Annotated in this window: 18 protein-coding genes; 11 read left to right on the top strand and 7 right to left on the bottom strand. The window is 65.2% G+C overall.

What is annotated here, in order from left to right; all coding sequences use genetic code 11:
* Positions 1-22 precede the first annotated feature (22 nt).
* The 3 genes from ilvC to HTA01S_RS07370 form a co-directional block, all read right to left on the bottom strand.
* Positions 23-1,039, bottom strand: coding sequence for a ketol-acid reductoisomerase (gene ilvC / locus HTA01S_RS07380; RefSeq protein WP_068168659.1), 1,017 nt, complete (start codon positions 1,037-1,039; stop codon positions 23-25).
* A gap of 135 nt (positions 1,040-1,174) precedes the next feature.
* Positions 1,175-1,666, bottom strand: a complete 492-nt coding sequence (ilvN, locus tag HTA01S_RS07375; RefSeq protein ID WP_068168656.1) for an acetolactate synthase small subunit — start codon at positions 1,664-1,666, stop codon at positions 1,175-1,177.
* A 121-nt stretch (positions 1,667-1,787) separates the two neighbouring features.
* Positions 1,788-3,563 carry an acetolactate synthase 3 catalytic subunit gene (locus tag HTA01S_RS07370; protein ID WP_068168649.1) on the bottom strand — a complete coding sequence of 592 codons (1,776 nt, stop codon included), beginning with the start codon at positions 3,561-3,563 and terminating at the stop codon, positions 1,788-1,790.
* A 263-nt stretch (positions 3,564-3,826) separates the two neighbouring features.
* On the opposite strand from HTA01S_RS07370, the gene HTA01S_RS07365 reads away from it, so the two are divergent.
* Genes HTA01S_RS07365 through HTA01S_RS07355 form a run of 3 tightly spaced genes read left to right on the top strand, consistent with a single transcriptional unit; the run spans position 3,827 to position 5,440 of the window.
* Positions 3,827-4,369 carry an RDD family protein gene (locus tag HTA01S_RS07365; RefSeq protein ID WP_068168645.1) on the top strand — a complete coding sequence of 181 codons (543 nt, stop codon included), beginning with the start codon at positions 3,827-3,829 and terminating at the stop codon, positions 4,367-4,369.
* A 60-nt stretch (positions 4,370-4,429) separates the two neighbouring features.
* The gene (locus HTA01S_RS07360; protein ID WP_157572013.1) at positions 4,430-4,828 is read left to right on the top strand and encodes a diacylglycerol kinase; all 399 of its coding nucleotides are present in this window, start codon (positions 4,430-4,432) and stop codon (positions 4,826-4,828) included.
* Positions 4,829-4,852: 24 nt separating this feature from the next.
* The gene (locus HTA01S_RS07355) at positions 4,853-5,440 is read left to right on the top strand and encodes an LOG family protein (protein ID WP_068168640.1); all 588 of its coding nucleotides are present in this window, start codon (positions 4,853-4,855) and stop codon (positions 5,438-5,440) included.
* Positions 5,441-5,479: 39 nt separating this feature from the next.
* Here HTA01S_RS07355 and HTA01S_RS07350 read toward each other — a convergent pair whose 3' ends face one another.
* Complete coding sequence (locus HTA01S_RS07350; protein ID WP_068168637.1) at positions 5,480-5,818, bottom strand: P-II family nitrogen regulator; 339 nt, start codon at positions 5,816-5,818, stop codon at positions 5,480-5,482.
* A gap of 100 nt (positions 5,819-5,918) precedes the next feature.
* Here HTA01S_RS07350 and HTA01S_RS07345 point away from each other — a divergent pair, with 100 nt between their 5' ends.
* A complete protein-coding gene (locus tag HTA01S_RS07345) occupies positions 5,919-6,953 on the top strand; it encodes an asparaginase (protein ID WP_084235967.1) in 1,035 nt (344 codons plus the stop codon).
* 22 nt (positions 6,954-6,975) lie between these two features.
* Here the strand turns inward: HTA01S_RS07345 and HTA01S_RS07340 are convergent, their stop codons facing one another.
* A complete protein-coding gene (locus HTA01S_RS07340) occupies positions 6,976-8,670 on the bottom strand; it encodes an NAD+ synthase (RefSeq protein ID WP_068168634.1) in 1,695 nt (564 codons plus the stop codon).
* A gap of 90 nt (positions 8,671-8,760) precedes the next feature.
* Between HTA01S_RS07340 and HTA01S_RS07335 the strand changes: the two genes are divergently transcribed.
* From HTA01S_RS07335 to HTA01S_RS07315, 6 genes are all read left to right on the top strand, one after another.
* On the top strand, positions 8,761-9,996 hold the full coding sequence (locus HTA01S_RS07335; protein ID WP_068168631.1) for a GNAT family N-acetyltransferase: 1,236 nt from the start codon (positions 8,761-8,763) through the stop codon (positions 9,994-9,996).
* Between the two features lie 88 nt (positions 9,997-10,084).
* On the top strand, positions 10,085-10,402 hold the full coding sequence (locus HTA01S_RS07330) for a hypothetical protein (RefSeq protein WP_068168628.1): 318 nt from the start codon (positions 10,085-10,087) through the stop codon (positions 10,400-10,402).
* Positions 10,393-10,833 carry a polymer-forming cytoskeletal protein gene (locus HTA01S_RS07325; RefSeq protein ID WP_068168625.1) on the top strand — a complete coding sequence of 147 codons (441 nt, stop codon included), beginning with the start codon at positions 10,393-10,395 and terminating at the stop codon, positions 10,831-10,833. Before HTA01S_RS07330 ends, HTA01S_RS07325 begins: the two co-directional genes overlap by 10 nt.
* Positions 10,834-10,857: 24 nt before the next feature.
* The gene (locus HTA01S_RS07320; RefSeq protein ID WP_084235930.1) at positions 10,858-11,457 is read left to right on the top strand and encodes a bactofilin family protein; all 600 of its coding nucleotides are present in this window, start codon (positions 10,858-10,860) and stop codon (positions 11,455-11,457) included.
* 45 nt (positions 11,458-11,502) lie between these two features.
* Entirely contained in the window at positions 11,503-12,033 is a 531-nt protein-coding gene (locus HTA01S_RS25140; RefSeq protein ID WP_157572012.1) for a hypothetical protein, read from the top strand.
* A gap of 4 nt (positions 12,034-12,037) precedes the next feature.
* Entirely contained in the window at positions 12,038-12,442 is a 405-nt protein-coding gene (locus HTA01S_RS07315) for a bactofilin family protein (protein WP_068168598.1), read from the top strand.
* Between the two features lie 114 nt (positions 12,443-12,556).
* Here HTA01S_RS07315 and ppa read toward each other — a convergent pair whose 3' ends face one another.
* Entirely contained in the window at positions 12,557-13,093 is a 537-nt protein-coding gene (gene ppa / locus HTA01S_RS07310) for an inorganic diphosphatase (protein WP_068168594.1), read from the bottom strand.
* 309 nt (positions 13,094-13,402) lie between these two features.
* Between ppa and HTA01S_RS07305 the strand changes: the two genes are divergently transcribed.
* Positions 13,403-15,466: a sodium-translocating pyrophosphatase gene (locus tag HTA01S_RS07305; RefSeq protein WP_068168592.1), complete on the top strand. Its 2,064-nt coding sequence runs from the start codon at positions 13,403-13,405 to the stop codon at positions 15,464-15,466.
* 74 nt (positions 15,467-15,540) lie between these two features.
* Here HTA01S_RS07305 and HTA01S_RS07300 read toward each other — a convergent pair whose 3' ends face one another.
* Positions 15,541-16,167, bottom strand: a complete 627-nt coding sequence (locus tag HTA01S_RS07300; RefSeq protein WP_068168589.1) for a TetR/AcrR family transcriptional regulator — start codon at positions 16,165-16,167, stop codon at positions 15,541-15,543.
* Between the last annotated feature and the right edge of the window lie 88 nt (positions 16,168-16,255).

The raw sequence follows: 16,255 nt of genomic DNA, 5'->3' as shown, positions 1-16,255 counted from the left end.
CGGCAGCGCTAACGCACCCGGATCAGTTGCGGGTCTGGTCCACCAGCTTGTTCTTGGCGATCCAGGGCATCATGGCGCGCAGCTGAGCACCGACCACTTCGATGCTGTGATCGGCGGTGTTGCGACGGCGGGCAGTCATGCTCGGGTAGTTCAGGCGGCCTTCCTGGATGAACATCTTGGCGTAGTCGCCGTTCTGGATGCGCTTCAAAGCATTGCGCATGGCCTTGCGCGATTCTTCGTTGATCACCTCGGGACCGGTCACGTACTCGCCGAACTCCGCGTTGTTGGAGATTGAGTAGTTCATGTTGGCAATGCCGCCTTCGTAGATCAGGTCCACGATCAGCTTGAGCTCGTGCAAGCACTCGAAGTAGGCCATCTCGGGGGCGTAGCCGGCTTCGGTCAGGGTCTCATAGCCCATCTTGATCAGCTCGACAGCGCCACCGCACAGAACAGCCTGCTCGCCGAACAGATCGGTCTCGGTCTCTTCCTTGAAGTTGGTCTCGATGATGCCGGCCTTGCCGCCGCCGTTGGCCATGGCATAGGACAACGCCAGGTCACGCGCCTTGCCGCTCTTGTCCTGGTGAATGGCGATCAGGTGGGGTACGCCGCCACCCTGGGTGTAGGTGTTGCGCACGGTGTGGCCTGGCGCCTTGGGAGCGACCATCCACACGTCCAGATCAGCGCGGGGCACGACCTGGTTGTAGTGCACGTTGAAGCCGTGGGCGAACACAAGCGAAGCACCCTGCTTGATGTTGGGGGCCACATTGTTGGTGTAGACCTCGGCGATCTGCTCGTCGGGCAGCAGGATCATGACCACGTCAGCCGCCTTGACGGCGTCGTTGACTTCCATCACGGTCAGGCCGGCCTTGCCGACCTTGTCCCAGGACGCACCGCCCTTGCGAAGGCCGACCACGACTTTCACGCCGCTGTCGTTGAGGTTCTGTGCATGGGCGTGGCCTTGCGAGCCATAGCCAATGATGGCCACGGTCTTGCCTTTGATCAGGCTCAGGTCACAGTCTTTGTCGTAGAAAACTTTCATCTATTGCTCCAGTGGATTTGAGGTGTGTTGCCGTTCTTCGCGAGCCTGTCGAAGGGCTCTCGGGACCCCCATCCGGTGGACAGGGGCTTCGACAGGCTCAGCCCGAACGGGCAGATGGCTGAGCCCTGAAATAGGTCAAACGCGCAGGATTCTCTCACCCCGGCCAATGCCACATGAACCGGTGCGCACCGTTTCCAGAATGGCCGCCCGGTCGATGGCTTCCAGGAAAGCGTCGTTCTTGCCCTGGTCACCGGTGAGTTCGATGGTGTAGCTCTTCTCTGTCACGTCGATCACGCGGCCGCGGAAGATGTCGGCCATGCGCTTCATTTCCTCGCGCTCCTTGCCCACCGCGCGCACCTTCACCAGCATGAGTTCACGCTCGGTGTAGGCGCCTTCGGTCAGGTCCACCACCTTGACCACCTCGATGAGGCGGTTCAGGTGCTTGGTGATCTGCTCGATCACGTCGTCCGACCCGGTGGTCTGGATCGTCATGCGCGAGAGGCTGGGGTCTTCCGTGGGGGCCACGGTGAGGGATTCGATGTTGTAGCCCCGCGCCGAGAACAGGCCAACCACACGCGAGAGGGCGCCGGGTTCGTTTTCGAGCAGGACAGCGATGATGTGTTTCATGAATGAGATTCCTCTTTTCTGAGCCCTCCCCTGCACACGGTAATGCGCAGGCTTGGCTGCAAATAGATTCGTCAAGGGACTGCCGACCACCCTGGATGGATGGGCGGCAGGGTGAATAAGCTCAGAGGTCTTCGGCGCCCAGGGTCATCTCGGTGATGCCCTTGCCGGCACGCACCATGGGGAAGACGTTCTCCGTCGGGTCGGTGCGGAAGTCCATGAACACCGTACGGTCCTTGAGTTTGCGCGCCTCGCGCAGCGCGCCTTCCACGTCCTGCGGGCGCTCGATCAGCATGCCGACGTGGCCATAGGCCTCGGCGAGCTTCACGAAGTTGGGCAGCGCGTCCATGTAGCTGTGGCTGTAGCGGCCCTCGTAGTCGAGTTCCTGCCACTGGCGCACCATGCCGAGGTAGCGGTTGTTCAGCGCCATGATCTTGATCGGCGTGTTGTACTGCAGGCAGGTGGACAGCTCCTGGATGCACATCTGCACCGAACCTTCACCGGTCACGCAGAACACCTCGCTCTCGGGCTTGGCCAGCTTGATGCCCATGGCATAGGGAATGCCCACGCCCATGGTGCCCAGGCCGCCGGAGTTGATCCAGCGGCGTGGCTCGTTGAACTTGTAGTACTGCGCGGCCCACATCTGGTGCTGGCCGACGTCGGACGTGATGTAGGCATCGGCGTCCTTGGTCATGTTCCAGAGCGTTTCCACCACGTACTGCGGCTTGATCACGTCTTTGTTGCCGCGGTCATACTTCAGGCAGTCCGTCGAACGCCAGCCTTCGATGGCTTCCCACCAGCCGGCGAGCGCCTTTTCGTCGGGCCGAAGCGGACTTTCGCGCACCATGCTGATCAACTCGGTCAGCACGTCTTTCACGTCGCCAACGATGGGCACGTCCACCTTGACGCGCTTGGAGATGCTCGACGGGTCGATGTCGATGTGGATGATCTTGCGTTCGTTCTGTGCGAAGTGTTTGGGGTTGCCGATCACGCGGTCGTCAAAACGCGCACCCACGGCCAGCAGCACGTCGCAGTTCTGCATCGCGTTGTTGGCCTCCACCGTGCCGTGCATGCCCAGCATGCCCAGGAACTTGCGGTCGGTGGCCGGGTAGGCGCCCAGGCCCATGAGCGTGTTCGTCACCGGGTAGCCGAGCATGTCGACCAGGGTGCGCAGCTCCTGCACCGCGTTGCCCAGCAACACCCCGCCGCCGGTGTAGATGTAGGGGCGCTTGGCGGACAACAACAGCTGCAGCGCTTTGCGTATCTGGCCGCCGTGGCCCTTGCGCACCGGGTTGTAGGACCGCATCGACACCGACTCGGGGTAACCGGTGTAGGCGGTCTTGTTGAAGGAAACGTCTTTCGGGATATCCACCACCACAGGGCCCGGACGGCCACTGCGCGCGATGTGAAAGGCCTTCTTCATCACCATCGCCATGTCGCGCACATCCTTCACCAGGAAGTTGTGCTTGACGATGGGACGCGTGATACCGACGGTGTCGCATTCCTGAAAGGCGTCCAGGCCGATCGCGGCGGTGGGCACCTGGCCCGCGATGATCACCATGGGGATGCTGTCCATGTAGGCGGTGGCGATGCCGGTGACGGCATTGGTCAAGCCGGGGCCCGAGGTCACCAGGGACACCCCCACGTCGCCGGTGGCGCGGGCGTAGCCATCGGCCGCGTGCACAGCGGCCTGCTCGTGACGTACCAGCACGTGCTGGATGGTGTCCTGCTTGTAGAACGCGTCGTAAATGTGCAGAACAGCACCGCCGGGATAGCCCCAGATGTACTTCACACCTTCGGCCTGGAGGGCCTTGATGAGGATTTCTGCGCCGCGGAGTTCTTGGGGGGCTGCGCCGGAGGCGGCGGCAGCGGAGGCCAGTTCGGCCTTGTTGATTTCCATGATGAACCTTTCGAGAATTTCTCTGACGAAATACCTTGGGTGCTCCTTCACCCACTCTTGTGAAGCGGTGTTGGAACTTGAGACCAATGGACATGGGCGGACACATAACCCGCCGGACCTTGGCCCGTTTGCCTGTTGAATTGCAGCCTGAGATTATCGCACTGCAACACGCCCCCTGGATCACCCAGGGTCGATGCCATCGCGGCCAAGTCGCCGATATTGGCGGCAATGCGACAATTCGGGGCCATTTTCCACCGCATCCGATGACCGCTTCCGACACCCATCCGCAGGCCCTGCCCTCCCTGACCGCCCCTTCCCTGACCCGCCGCATGGCGTGCTGGCTGTACGAAGGGATCCTGCTGTTCGGCGTGGTGTTCATCGCCGGCTACCTGTTCTCCACCCTCACGCAAACCCGCCACGCGCTCGACAACCGCCACCTGCAACAAGGTTTCCTGTTCGTGGTGTTCGGTATCTACTTCACCTGGTTCTGGGCCAAGGGGCAGACGCTGGCCATGAAAACCTGGCACATCCGGGTGGTGGACCGCCGCGGTCAGCCGCTCACCCAGGGGCGGGCTCTGTTGCGTTACCTCTTGTCCTGGATGTGGTTCCTGCCTCCGCTGGCCACCGCAGGTGCCTTCGCGCTGCCGGGAGATGAGCTCACGGTGGTGGTGATCGGGTGGGTTGCCGTGTGGGCAGTTCTTTCGCGGTTCCATCCCCAGCGCCAGTTCCTGCACGACGCACTTGCGGGCACACGGCTGGTTCACCACAAGCCAGCCGCTCCCCTCAAGGCGGCCCAACAAGCCTGAAATCTCTTGTCCACCGGTATGCCCGCCACCCCGAACCGCCCCGCCACAAGCGCATCTGCGATGTCATCCAGCTCCGCCCGCGAACCCGTCAACGCCCAGAAACAGCGCACCGGCCTGGCGCGCATGCTGCACGCCTTCGGTTACTCCATGGCCGGACTGCGCGCAGGCTGGGGCGAAACAGCCTTCCGGCAGGAGGCGCTGGCCGCCCTGGTGCTGGTTCCGCTGTCTTTCTGGCTGGGTCGCAGCTGGGTCGAGGTGGCCTTGCTGGCCGGTACCGTGCTCGCCGTGATGGTGGTCGAACTGCTGAACACCGGCATCGAAGCCGCCATCGACCGCATCGGCCCGGAGTGGCACGACCTTTCCAAACGTGCCAAGGACATGGGCAGTGCGGCCGTGCTGCTGAGCCTGCTGCTGTGCGCGGGCGTCTGGGCTGCGGCGCTCTGGACCCGGCTGGCCTGAACACATCACCTTCTTCAACTACCCATGACGGCCCCCCACTTTTCCCTGTGTGTCTACTGCGGCTCCCGCCCTGGCGCCCGCCCCGAGTTCACCGACGCCGCCCGCGCGGTCGGCCACTGGATCGGCAGCCATGGAGGGCAACTGGTCTATGGCGGCGGGCGCAATGGCCTCATGGGCACCGTGGCCCAGGCCACGCTGGACGCGGGTGGACGTGTGGTTGGCATCATCCCCAAAGCCCTGGTGGAAAAGGAATGGGCTAACCACAGCTGCACCGAACTGCACGTGGTCGACACCATGCACGAGCGCAAACGCCTGATGGCCGAAAAGGCAGACGCATTTGTCGCGCTGCCCGGCGGCATCGGCACGTTCGAGGAGTTTTTTGAAGTCTGGACCTGGCGCCAGCTGGGCTACCACGACAAACCGGTGGGGCTGCTCAACCTGGCGGGTTACTACGATGGGTTGATGCAGTTCCTGCGCACCAGCGTTGAAGCACAGTTCATGGGCGCCTGGCAGATGGACCTGATCCGCGTCGACAGCGACGCACACCGGCTGCTGCCCGAGCTGGTGCAGGCTGCGGGCCTCTCACCCACCCCCCAGCTCGACGCGATCTGAACCAAGGGCAAAAGGCCTCGTCGGCCCCTGCCCTCCCCGTCAGACGGCGGTTTCGTCTTCCTCACCGGTGCGGATGCGCACCACCCGCTCGACGGAGGTGACGAAAATCTTGCCATCTCCGATCTTGCCGGTGCGCGCGGCGCGGATGATGGCATCGACACAGCGGTCCAGATCGTCGGTCTTGACCACCACCTCCACCTTCACCTTGGGCAAAAAGTCCACCACGTATTCGGCGCCCCGGTACAGCTCGGTGTGCCCCTTCTGGCGGCCAAAGCCCTTCACCTCGGTCACGGTCAGGCCGGTCACGCCCTGCTCGGCCAAGGCTTCACGCACCTCTTCCAGCTTGAATGGTTTGATGACGGCGGTGATCTGCTTCATGCGTGTTCTCCAGGGCAAGTCTTGAGGGAATGCGCTAGTTTATGCCCAAGGCCCGCCACCCGCTGCGTACACTGAAGGCGTCCCCCATCGAAGCATGCCCATGCCCATTTCTGAAGCCACCCACGCCCTGCCCCGTCACGTGCCTATCACCGTCAGTGTCCGGGGTACCCACCCGGAAAACGTCCACTTCGGCTCGTTGGCCGTGGTGGACACACAGGGCCGGCTGCTGGCGAGCGTGGGAGACGTTGACACCCCGGTGTTCACCCGCTCAGCGCTGAAACCCTTTCAAGCCATGCCCTTGATCGCTCAGGCCGCGCAGCGCCACCGATTGGACGACGCCGACATCGCCCTGCTCTGCGCCAGCCACAACGGCGAGCCCATACACGTGGAGCGCGTCGCCGCGCTGCTGTCCCGCATCGGCGCAAACGAGTCGGCGCTGGCCTGCGGCACCCACCAGCCCTTCTTCTACCGCTTCAATGACGTCACGCCCGAACCCGGCACGCGTTTCACGCGCCTGCACCACAACTGCTCGGGCAAACACACGGGCATGCTGTTGCTGGCCAGTGCGCTCGGTCTGCCCCTGAGCGGTTACCTCGACCTCGATCACCCGGTGCAGAAGCAGATCCGGCAAAGCGTCAGCCACTTCTCGGGCGTGCCGGCGGACCAGTTGGTGTGGGGCATCGACGGCTGCAGCGCTCCCAACTACGCGTTGCCTCTGCGCTCGCTGGCTCACGCCTTCGCCCGCCTGACGCTCACCACACCGGACCCGGTGTACGGTGACTCCCCACAGCACATTGCACGCGCCATGAGCCAGCACCCCGAGCTGGTCAGCGGACAGGGTCGCAACGATCTGGCGTTGATGCGCGCCGGCCGTGGCGACTGGGTGAGCAAGGTGGGCGCCGACGGTGTGCAGGCGCTGGCCAGTTTCAGCCGGGGCGTGGCCATCGCGGCCAAATGCAGCGACGGACAGCTCACGCCGCTGATGGTGGCCTTGGTGGCGGCGCTGGAGCAGCTCGGGTGGCTCGATGACGAGAGCCACGCGGCCCTGGCCAGCCTGATCCCGCCACCGCTGAAGAACGCCGCAGGCATCGAGGTGGGCGAGCTGCGCGCGGTGCTGGAGCTGCAGCTGTCCTAGGCCCGGGCCGTTGGGGGAAGCCTCATGCCCGGTATTTGCTCGTGATCGGGTAGCGCCAGTCCTTGCCAAAACTGCGGTGGGTCACGCGGATGCCCACCGGCGCCTGGCGGCGCTTGTACTCGTTGATCCGGATCAGGCGCACCACCTTGTCCACGTCGGCGCGCGCATAGCCCGCCGCCTCGATGCTGTCCGGGCTCTGGTCGTTTTCCATGTAGCGCTCGATGATGGCGTCGAGCACGGCGTATTCGGGCAGGCTGTCCTGGTCCTTCTGGTCGGGCCGCAGTTCGGCGCTGGGCGGGCGGGTGATGATGCGCTCGGGGATCGGGTTGGCACCGGTGCCATAGGGGTCGTGTGCATTGCGCCAGCGAGCCAGACAGAACACCAGGGTCTTGGCCACGTCCTTGATCACGGCAAAGCCGCCCGCCATGTCGCCGTACAGCGTGCAGTAGCCGGTGGCCATTTCGCTCTTGTTGCCGGTGGTCAGCACGATGCTGCCGAACTTGTTGGACAAGGCCATCAGCAGCGTGCCGCGGATGCGCGCCTGCAGGTTTTCTTCCGTCGTGTCTTCGGGCAGGCCCGCAAACTCCGTGGCCAGGCTGGCCTTGAACGCTTCGAACTGCGGCGCAATGGCGATCTCGTCGTAACGCACGCCCATGCGCTTTGCCATGTCGCGCGCGTCGATCCAGGAGATGTCGGCCGTGTAGGGCGAGGGCATCATCACCGTGCGCACCCGGTCCTTGCCGAGCGCGTCCACCGCAATGGCCAGCACCAGGGCCGAGTCGATCCCGCCCGACAGGCCCAGGATCACGCCGGGAAACCCGTTCTTGCCAACGTAGTCGCGCACACCGAGCACCAGTGCGTGCCACAGGTCGGCCTCCTGGCTGTGGGCGCGGTCGGTGGCTGCGTCAATCTGCCAGCCCGACCCCTGCCGTGTGAAGGCCACGTCGAACAGCGCCTCCTCGAAACTCGCCGCCCGGCCCACCAGTGCACCGTCGGCGCCGAGCACGAAGCTGCGCCCTTCAAACACGATCTCGTCCTGGCCACCCACCAGGTGGGCATAGACCAGCGGCAGGCCGGTGGCGCGCACGCGCTCGCGCATGGTGGCTTCGCGCTCGCCGCCCTTGCCGGTGTGAAAAGGCGACGCATTGATGACCGCCAGCACCTCGGCGCCCGCGGCCAGGGTATCGGCAGCCGGCTCGTCGAACCAGGCGTCCTCGCAGATCAACAAACCAACCCGCACCACATCGCCCGCCATGCGCACGTCGAACACGCAGGTCTCGTGGCCCGGCACAAAGTAGCGCCGCTCGTCGAACACCTGGTAGTTGGGCAGCTCGCGCTTGGCGTAGGTCTGCTGCACCCGACCTTCCAGCAGCACGCTCGCGGCGTTGTACAGGCGGGCCACCGACACGCTGCGTTCCCGCCGGTCCACGCTGTCCGCGCCCGCCACCCGGGCGGGATGACCCACCACGATGTGCAGGCCATTGAGGCCGGCGGTCTCGGCCGCCACGGTTTTCAGGGCATCATCACAGGCGTCGATGAAGGCCGGGCGCAGGAACAGGTCTTCGGCGGCGTAGCCACACAGGGCGAGTTCGGGTGTGAGCAACACCCGCGCACCGCGGCCATGCGCCTGGCGCGCGGCATCGATGATTTTGCGGGCGTTGCCGGCCATGTCGCCCACCACGAAATTGAGCTGAGCCACGCAAATGGGAAGTGTCATGGAATCTGGAAAAGTTGCTACGGGGGCCACCGCAACGGGGTCAAAAAGCCGCCGTCTGTTCCCCCGGGAAATGCCCCCTTCAGGCATGGCATGAAGGGGCAGAAAGTGTCTGCGCACCAGCGCGCCAACGATTATGTCACCCGGGTCCTGGCCTCGCCCACGGCCATCCTGGCCGCCGCCTGGAACCATTTGCTGGCGCTGGAAGCCGACCCCAGCCCCTTCATGCGCCACGGCTACCTGGCGGCACTGCACGACAGCGGCTGCGCGCAGGAGCACGCCGGCTGGCAGGCGCAGTTCATCACGCTCTGGCGGGGCGACGAACTGCACGCGGCCTGCCCGATGTACCTGAAGAACCACTCGTACGGCGAGTACGTGTTCGACTGGGCCTGGGCCAACGCCTACGCCCAGCACGGGCTCGACTACTACCCCAAGGCATTGGTGGCGGTGCCATTCACCCCGGTGCCGGGCGCGCGGCTGCTGGCCCGCGACCCCGAGGCCCGAGCAGCGCTGGTGCGCGCCTTGCTCCAGCACGCACGCGACGAAGACCTGTCCTCGCTGCACCTGCTGTTCGCCCACCCGCAGGACATCACGGCCTGCGAGCAGAATGACATGATGCTGCGCCACACCGTGCAGTTCCACTGGACGAACGGGGCCCCCGCACTCTCCACGCCGTTCACCGACTTCGAGCATTTCCTCACAAGCCTGCAGCAGGAAAAACGCAAGAAGATCCGCCAGGAACGCCGCAAGGTGGCCGACGCCGGGGTGACGTTCCAATGGTCCAGGGGACAAGACATCACGCCTGCGGACTGGGCTTTCTTCTACCGCTGCTACGAGCGCACCTACCTCGAACACGGCAACGCGCCCTACCTGAATCGTGACTTTTTCCAGCGCATGGCCCATACCATGGCCGACCACTGGCTGCTGTTCGTGGCCGAACGCGCTGGCCGCCCCATCGCCAGCAGCCTGATCGCCATCGACACCGACGCGCGGGTGGCCTATGGGCGCTACTGGGGCGCGCTGGAACGGGTGGACTGCCTGCACTTCGAGGCCTGCTACTACCAGCCACTGGCCTGGTGCATCGAACACGGCTTCCAGCGCTTTGAGGGGGGCGCGCAGGGCGAACACAAGATGGCGCGCGCCCTGCTGCCGGTCAAAACCACCAGCGCCCACTGGCTGGCCCACCCCTCCTTCGCCGACGCGGTCGAGCGTTTCCTGGAGCGCGAGGGAGCGGGCATTGGGCAGTACCTGGACGACCTGGCCCAACGCAGCCCGCTGCGTGCGCCGCCACACGGTCCGCAGACGTACATCCCCCACAATAGCGACTGAACGCCGCCAGACCAGGACTCGCCCCACGCACCCGCCTGGGCCCGCGCGTTCGTAAAGTTTGGTTACATACTCGCTACACTCAGCCGACATGGACGAAACCGACGCCTTTTTCACCCAGACCATCGTGGGCGCTCCGTTCACGGTCTCATTGGGACGGCGCCGCGTCGCACCCCGCAACCCGGCACAAGGCTTGGAGATCGACCCACGCAGTGGCGAGAGCGGTCTGACCCAGCTCTGGCGCGACTGGGTGGTGCTCAGCCATGCCAACGATCCGACGGGCCGGCCGCGTCTGCGCCCAGGCCGCGTGCGGGGCTCGCTCGAACGGCACGCGCTGTGGATCGCCCTGCTGGGGCTGCTGAGCCTGCTGGCTTCTCTGGTTGTCTGGGGAATCGTGCAATGGAACTGAAAACCCCTCAGGACACGCTCACGCTCGACCCGGTGGCCATGAACGTGGTCAACCGCGTGGCGGCGGGCAGCCGGCTCAGCGGGGAGCTGCAGTTTGAAGGCGGCCTGCTGGTGCAGGGCGAAATCTCGGGCCACATCCGTGTCAATGGCCGCCTCATCGTCTGGACAGGCGGCGTGGTTCGTGGCAGGGTGCGCGTGATGGGCGACTTCTATCTGTTTGGTCAATTGGGTGCGACGGGCGCCGACCCGCGCGACACCAGCCTCGAATGCCAGGGCATGGCCTACGTGTCCAAAACCGGCGTCTCCACCGGCACGCTCATGGCCCGGCGCCTGCAGCTGTACGAGGGCGCCGATCTGCAGGGGCCGTTCAAGACGCTCAAACCCGGCAACAAACTGCCGGTGCTGCAGGACGTACACGTCGACCAGCCCTGACACCCCTCGACCCGCTCCACCGCCATGAAAGCCGATCGTTATCTGCACCCCGACCGCCATCTGGAACAGGATTTAGGAACCGACGACATGAACGACTACGACAACCCGCCCTCACCACCGCAGGACTTCCAGGGCCAGGACAACACCGGCGTGCAGCCCGGTGAGGGAAACACGCTGGAAATCGATGTGGGGCGCGCCATGCCACCGAGTCAGCCGGGGCACCTGCCGCTGCTGCAGCCCCAGGTGCATGCGGCGCCGGTTGAACTGCTCGAAGGTGGGCAGGCCCGAAGCATGGTGGCCGAAGGCATGCATTTCGTGGGCAATGCTGAACTGCGCGGCCCCTGCAGCGTCGCAGGCCAGGTGGATGGCAACCTGACGCAGGCTCCCGGTGTCGCGGTGGCGGTGGTCGTCACCGAAACCGGTCGGGTCAAGGGCGACATCACCGCGCAGAAGATCTCCGTCATGGGCCACACCGACGGCATCCTGGACTCCGGTCAGGGCGAAGTGTCGTTGCACGACACCGCCAGCGTGCACGGCCTGGTGCGTTATGGACGTATTCAGGTCAATGGCGCCGATCTCAACGCCACGCTGGAGCGTGTGCCCGTCCAGAAGCCGGGCGCCTGACGGTCCTCCATGCTGTGGCACGGATCGGCACGACCACCCCACCGTATGGCGAAAGCGCCGGTGCCCGACACCGAGGCTGTGCGCCAGACCGCGTTGCGGGCCAGTTGGCGGCGCGACCGCTGGGTCGCCCGGCGCAGGCTGCTGGGTCGGTGGCTGCTGTGGTGCCTGAAGCGCTATGTGTTGCCCATCGTGCTGATCGTCGGCCTGGTCCTCCTGTTGTGGCTGGGTGTGTGGCCCAGCCTGAGCAAGACCGCCGAAACAGCCCGTCCGGCCGTGGCATCCAGCATTCCATTGCCGCCAACACCCTCAATCCCGCCAACGGGGACCGGCCCAGGGCTTCAAGGCCCCATCACGCCGCCACCCGCGAACGACTCATCCCCCAGCACCACCCCCGCCTCGGGCGTCGACCCGGTCGAGGCAGCACAAGACGCGGGCCTGCGGCTCGAAACCCGTTGGTCCACCGCGACGACCGCGCAAACCCCGGTGCAGGCCACGCCACCGGCGCCACCCCCGTCACGCCCCCCTTCCCCATCCCATCTGAAACCCGAAAACTGGTTGCACAGCAAGGAGCCCTGACCCCATGAGCCACAACCCCGCGTCCACCCGCCTCGTCCCCGCCGAACGCCTCTCGGCCATCACCAGCCTGATCGCCGAAGGTGCTGTGTTCGACGGCAACTTCCACACCACGCGCGACCAGGGCATCAAGGTCGACGGCCAGCTCAAGGGCAACATCACGTTCGAGACCGGCGGCACACTGCACGTGGGCGCCACCGGAGTGATCGAGAACACCCGGCTGGAAGCGGACTACGTGTTCATTGAAGGCAAGGTGATCGGCACCGTGATCGCGCGCAAGGCGTTGGAAATCACCGGTTCGGCCACGCTGATCGGCGACGCCAGCTACGACGAGCTGATCGACATGCACCCGCGCGCCCGGGTGCGCGGCAAGATCGAGTACCGCGGCGACATCGACGCGGCCCCGAACTGAAGCCTCGCACGGCCTTCAGCGCCGCCCGAAAAAAAGGCCTGTACGGCGAACCGTACAGGCCTTTGGGTTGCATGGTGACGCGCACACGGCACGTCCCGGGCGCCCAGCGCCCGATCAGCCCTGCTTCTGGTTGTAGGCGGCGACGCCGTCCATGATTTCCTTGTGGGCGGAAGCCTTGTCTTCCCAGCCCTGCACCTTGACCCACTTGCCGGGTTCGAGGTCTTTGTAGTGCTCGAAGAAGTGCTCGATGGCCTTGAGGCGCATCGGGTTGAGGTCTTCCGGCTTTTGCCAGCGGCTGTAGAGCGACAGGATCTTGTCGGTCGGCACGGCCAGCACTTTGCCGTCTTGGCCGGCTTCGTCAGTCATCTTCAGGATGCCGATGGCGCGGCAAGGCACCACCACACCGGGAATCAGCGGCACGGGGGTGATCACCAGCACGTCCACTGGGTCGCCGTCACCGGACAGTGTCTTGGGCACATAACCGTAGTTGGTCGGGTAGTGCATGGCGGTGCTCATGAAGCGGTCCACGAAGATCGCCCCGGTTTCCTTGTCCACTTCGTACTTGATCGGATCGGCGTTCATCGGGATTTCAATGATCACGTTGAACGATTCGGGAATGTTCTTGCCAGGGGTGACGTTGTCGAGAGACATGGGGGTTTTCTGAGAGTTGAGGAATCGGAAGCGGTCACCTGCGCACAGCAGGGTGCAGGGAACCCGAAAAGAGGGCGCAAACCGGTGCGCACGCAGGCGGGATTTACCCTGATTTTACTGATGCCAGCCTTACTTTCTGATCCAGATCATTTCCCAAGCGGCGCAAATCCCGCTAAATTCCGAGCGTTGGCCAATCGCCCTGCCTAGCATGCTCTCGGGCATGCCGTTCAAGGACGCGAGGAAGCAACGCAGCGGGGGTACCCCGGAGGCGTTGCCCCCTCCAAGTCAAAAACGAGCAGGAGTAACTTTATGGTTGGACAATCTGCGCTGGTGTTTGCGCTGGTGTGTGGACTCGTGGCCGTGGCTTACGGCTTCTGGTCCCGCAGCTGGATTCTTTCTCAGGACGCGGGCAACGCCCGCATGCAGGAAATCGCCGGGGCCATTCAGACCGGCGCCGCGGCCTATCTGGCCCGGCAGTACAAGACCATTGCCCTCGTCGGCGTGGTGTTGACCATTCTCATCGGTGTTTTTCTTGACGGGCAGACCGCCATCGGTTTCGTGCTGGGCGCGGTGCTGTCGGGCGCCTGTGGCTTCATCGGCATGAACGTGTCGGTGCGCGCCAATGTGCGCACCGCCCAGGCCGCCACCAAGGGCATTGGCCCGGCGCTGGACGTGGCCTTCCGCGGCGGAGCCATCACCGGCATGCTGGTGGTGGGGCTGGGCCTGCTGGGCGTGGCCGGCTTCTTCTGGTTCCTGGTGGGCAACGGCAACCTGACGCCCGACAAGGACCTGGCCAAGCTGCTGAACCCGTTGATCGGCTTTGCCTTCGGCTCCTCGCTGATCTCCATCTTCGCGCGGCTGGGCGGCGGCATCTTCACCAAGGGCGCTGACGTCGGCGCCGATCTGGTGGGCAAGGTCGAGGCTGGCATCCCCGAGGACGACCCGCGCAACCCGGCGGTGATCGCCGACAACGTGGGCGACAACGTGGGCGACTGCGCTGGCATGGCCGCCGACCTGTTCGAGACCTACGCGGTCACCCTCATCGCCACCATGGTGCTCGGCGCCCTGATGATCACCGCGGCCCCGATGCAGGCCGTGATGTACCCGCTGGTGCTGGGCGGCGTGTCCATCATCGCTTCCATCATCGGCTGTTTCTTCGTCAAGGCCAGCCCGGGCATGAAGAACGTGATGCCGGCCCTCTACAAGGGCCTGGCGATCGCCGGTGTGTTGTCGCTGATCGCGTTCTACTTCGTGACCGCCTGGATCATGCCGGACAACGCCATCACCACCAGCGGCAGCCAGCTGCGCCTGTGGGGCGCCTGTGCTGTGGGCCTGGCGCTCACCGCCGCGCTGGTCTGGATCACCGAGTTCTACACCGGCACCCAGTATTCGCCCGTCAAACACATCGCACAGGCCTCCACCACCGGCCACGGCACCAACATCATCGCCGGCCTGGGGGTGTCCATGCGTTCCACCGCCTGGCCCGTGCTGTTCGTGTGCGTCGGCATTCTGGCGTCCTACACGCTGGCCGGCCTCTACGGCATTGCCATCGCGGCCACCGCCATGCTCAGCATGGCCGGCATCGTGGTGGCGCTGGACGCCTACGGCCCCATCACCGATAACGCCGGCGGCATCGCCGAAATGGCCGAGCTGCCCAGCAGCGTGCGCGACGTGACCGACCCTCTGGATGCCGTGGGCAACACCACCAAGGCCGTGACCAAGGGCTACGCCATCGGCTCGGCCGGTCTGGCCGCGCTGGTGCTGTTCGCCGACTACACCCACAAGCTGGAGTCCTACGGCCACCAGATCAGCTTCGACCTTTCCGACCCGATGGTGATCGTGGGCCTGTTCATCGGCGGCATGATCCCCTACCTGTTCGGTGCCATGGCCATGGAGGCCGTCGGCCGCGCAGCCGGTGCGGTGGTGGTAGAAGTGCGCCGCCAGTTCAGCGAGATCAAGGGCATCATGGAAGGCACGGCCAAGCCCGAATACGGCCGCGCGGTGGACATGCTGACCACGGCGGCCATCAAGGAAATGGTGATTCCCTCGCTGCTCCCGGTGGTCGTCCCCATCCTGGTCGGCCTGTTCCTGGGCCCCAAGGCGCTCGGTGGCTTGCTCATGGGCACCATCGTGACCGGCCTGTTCGTCGCGATCTCCATGTGCACCGGCGGTGGTGCCTGGGACAACGCCAAGAAGTACATCGAAGACGGCCACCACGGCGGCAAGGGCAGCGAAGCCCACAAGGCAGCTGTCACCGGTGACACCGTGGGCGACCCCTACAAGGACACCGCCGGCCCGGCCGTGAACCCGTTGATCAAGATCATCAACATCGTGGCCCTGCTGATCGTGCCGCTGCTGCCCATGGCCGCCTGAGCCCCCCGCATGAAGCACAACGGCCCGCGATTGCGGGCCGTTTTTCATGGGGCGTCGGTTCCGTCCGCCAGCGCTCAGAGACCGTCGAGCTGCGTACGGGTGAGCACCCGCACGATTTCGCTGGCGCGAGGTGCCAGGCCGGCCAGTTGGCCGGCTTCACCACGCTCGATGATGTCGAGCACCAGTTCGGTGATGCCGCCCACCGCGGCCATGGCCATGGTGGGGCTGAGTGCCGGGTACGCAGCGGCGGGCCCGCGGTCACCGGCACCGTTGACCGTGCGCATCAGGAAGTCGGCCATCTGCTGCATCACGGTGCGGCGCACGGCCATGCCCGCGGGACCGACGTGGTGGATTTCAACGAACAGGCTGCGCAACAGGCTGGGGCCAGCGGCGAGATGCGAAAAATAGGCCTCCAATGCATGCTCCAGTTGGGCCTGCCAAGGCCGATCGGGCTGCACCGCCTCGCTCAGGGTGCGCAGCGCCGAGGCACTGGCCGCCCGGTACAAGGCCAGGAAACACGCTTCCTTGCTGTCGAAGTGCTCATAGAAACTGCGTTTGGACACGCCGGCCTCGCGCACGATGTCGGCGATGGTCGCGGCCGACAGGCCTTTGTCTGCCGCGACGGCCGCCATGGCGCGCATCATGCGCTGACGGTGCTCGTGCTGTTCGGCCTCGGGGGCGCTGACTTCCTGAACGTTCATGAGCGGGCATCTTAGTTCGCCCACCCGGTGAAAAGCTGACAGAGGGGTACCCGTTTCCCCGCTTGACAGGGCCGTCGGTGGGGATCAG

Origin of the sequence: Hydrogenophaga taeniospiralis CCUG 15921 (assembly GCF_001592305.1) — a bacterium.
Classification (GTDB): Bacteria; Pseudomonadota; Gammaproteobacteria; order Burkholderiales; family Burkholderiaceae_C; genus Hydrogenophaga; species Hydrogenophaga taeniospiralis.
Note: the sequence above shows the minus strand (reverse complement) of the source record. Positions and strands in the feature narration are given on the sequence as shown.

Excerpts from the sequence above, each read along its gene's own strand:
- HTA01S_RS07350 (WP_068168637.1), bottom strand. The coding sequence starts at position 5,818 with ATGAAGCAGATCACCGCCGTCATCAAACCATTCAAGCTGGAAGAGGTG.
- HTA01S_RS07315 (WP_068168598.1), top strand. The coding sequence starts at position 12,038 with ATGAGCCACAACCCCGCGTCCACCCGCCTCGTCCCCGCCGAACGCCTC.
- HTA01S_RS07365 (WP_068168645.1), top strand. The coding sequence starts at position 3,827 with ATGACCGCTTCCGACACCCATCCGCAGGCCCTGCCCTCCCTGACCGCC.
- HTA01S_RS07320 (WP_084235930.1), top strand. The coding sequence starts at position 10,858 with ATGAAAGCCGATCGTTATCTGCACCCCGACCGCCATCTGGAACAGGAT.
- ppa (WP_068168594.1), bottom strand. The coding sequence starts at position 13,093 with ATGTCTCTCGACAACGTCACCCCTGGCAAGAACATTCCCGAATCGTTC.
- HTA01S_RS07330 (WP_068168628.1), top strand. The coding sequence starts at position 10,085 with ATGGACGAAACCGACGCCTTTTTCACCCAGACCATCGTGGGCGCTCCG.
- HTA01S_RS07305 (WP_068168592.1), top strand. The coding sequence starts at position 13,403 with ATGGTTGGACAATCTGCGCTGGTGTTTGCGCTGGTGTGTGGACTCGTG.
- HTA01S_RS25140 (WP_157572012.1), top strand. The coding sequence starts at position 11,503 with ATGGCGAAAGCGCCGGTGCCCGACACCGAGGCTGTGCGCCAGACCGCG.
- HTA01S_RS07340 (WP_068168634.1), bottom strand. The coding sequence starts at position 8,670 with ATGACACTTCCCATTTGCGTGGCTCAGCTCAATTTCGTGGTGGGCGAC.
- ilvC (WP_068168659.1), bottom strand. The coding sequence starts at position 1,039 with ATGAAAGTTTTCTACGACAAAGACTGTGACCTGAGCCTGATCAAAGGC.
- HTA01S_RS07370 (WP_068168649.1), bottom strand. The coding sequence starts at position 3,563 with ATGGAAATCAACAAGGCCGAACTGGCCTCCGCTGCCGCCGCCTCCGGC.
- HTA01S_RS07325 (WP_068168625.1), top strand. The coding sequence starts at position 10,393 with ATGGAACTGAAAACCCCTCAGGACACGCTCACGCTCGACCCGGTGGCC.
- HTA01S_RS07335 (WP_068168631.1), top strand. The coding sequence starts at position 8,761 with ATGAAGGGGCAGAAAGTGTCTGCGCACCAGCGCGCCAACGATTATGTC.
- HTA01S_RS07300 (WP_068168589.1), bottom strand. The coding sequence starts at position 16,167 with ATGAACGTTCAGGAAGTCAGCGCCCCCGAGGCCGAACAGCACGAGCAC.
- ilvN (WP_068168656.1), bottom strand. The coding sequence starts at position 1,666 with ATGAAACACATCATCGCTGTCCTGCTCGAAAACGAACCCGGCGCCCTC.
- HTA01S_RS07355 (WP_068168640.1), top strand. The coding sequence starts at position 4,853 with ATGACGGCCCCCCACTTTTCCCTGTGTGTCTACTGCGGCTCCCGCCCT.
- HTA01S_RS07345 (WP_084235967.1), top strand. The coding sequence starts at position 5,919 with ATGCCCATTTCTGAAGCCACCCACGCCCTGCCCCGTCACGTGCCTATC.
- HTA01S_RS07360 (WP_157572013.1), top strand. The coding sequence starts at position 4,430 with ATGTCATCCAGCTCCGCCCGCGAACCCGTCAACGCCCAGAAACAGCGC.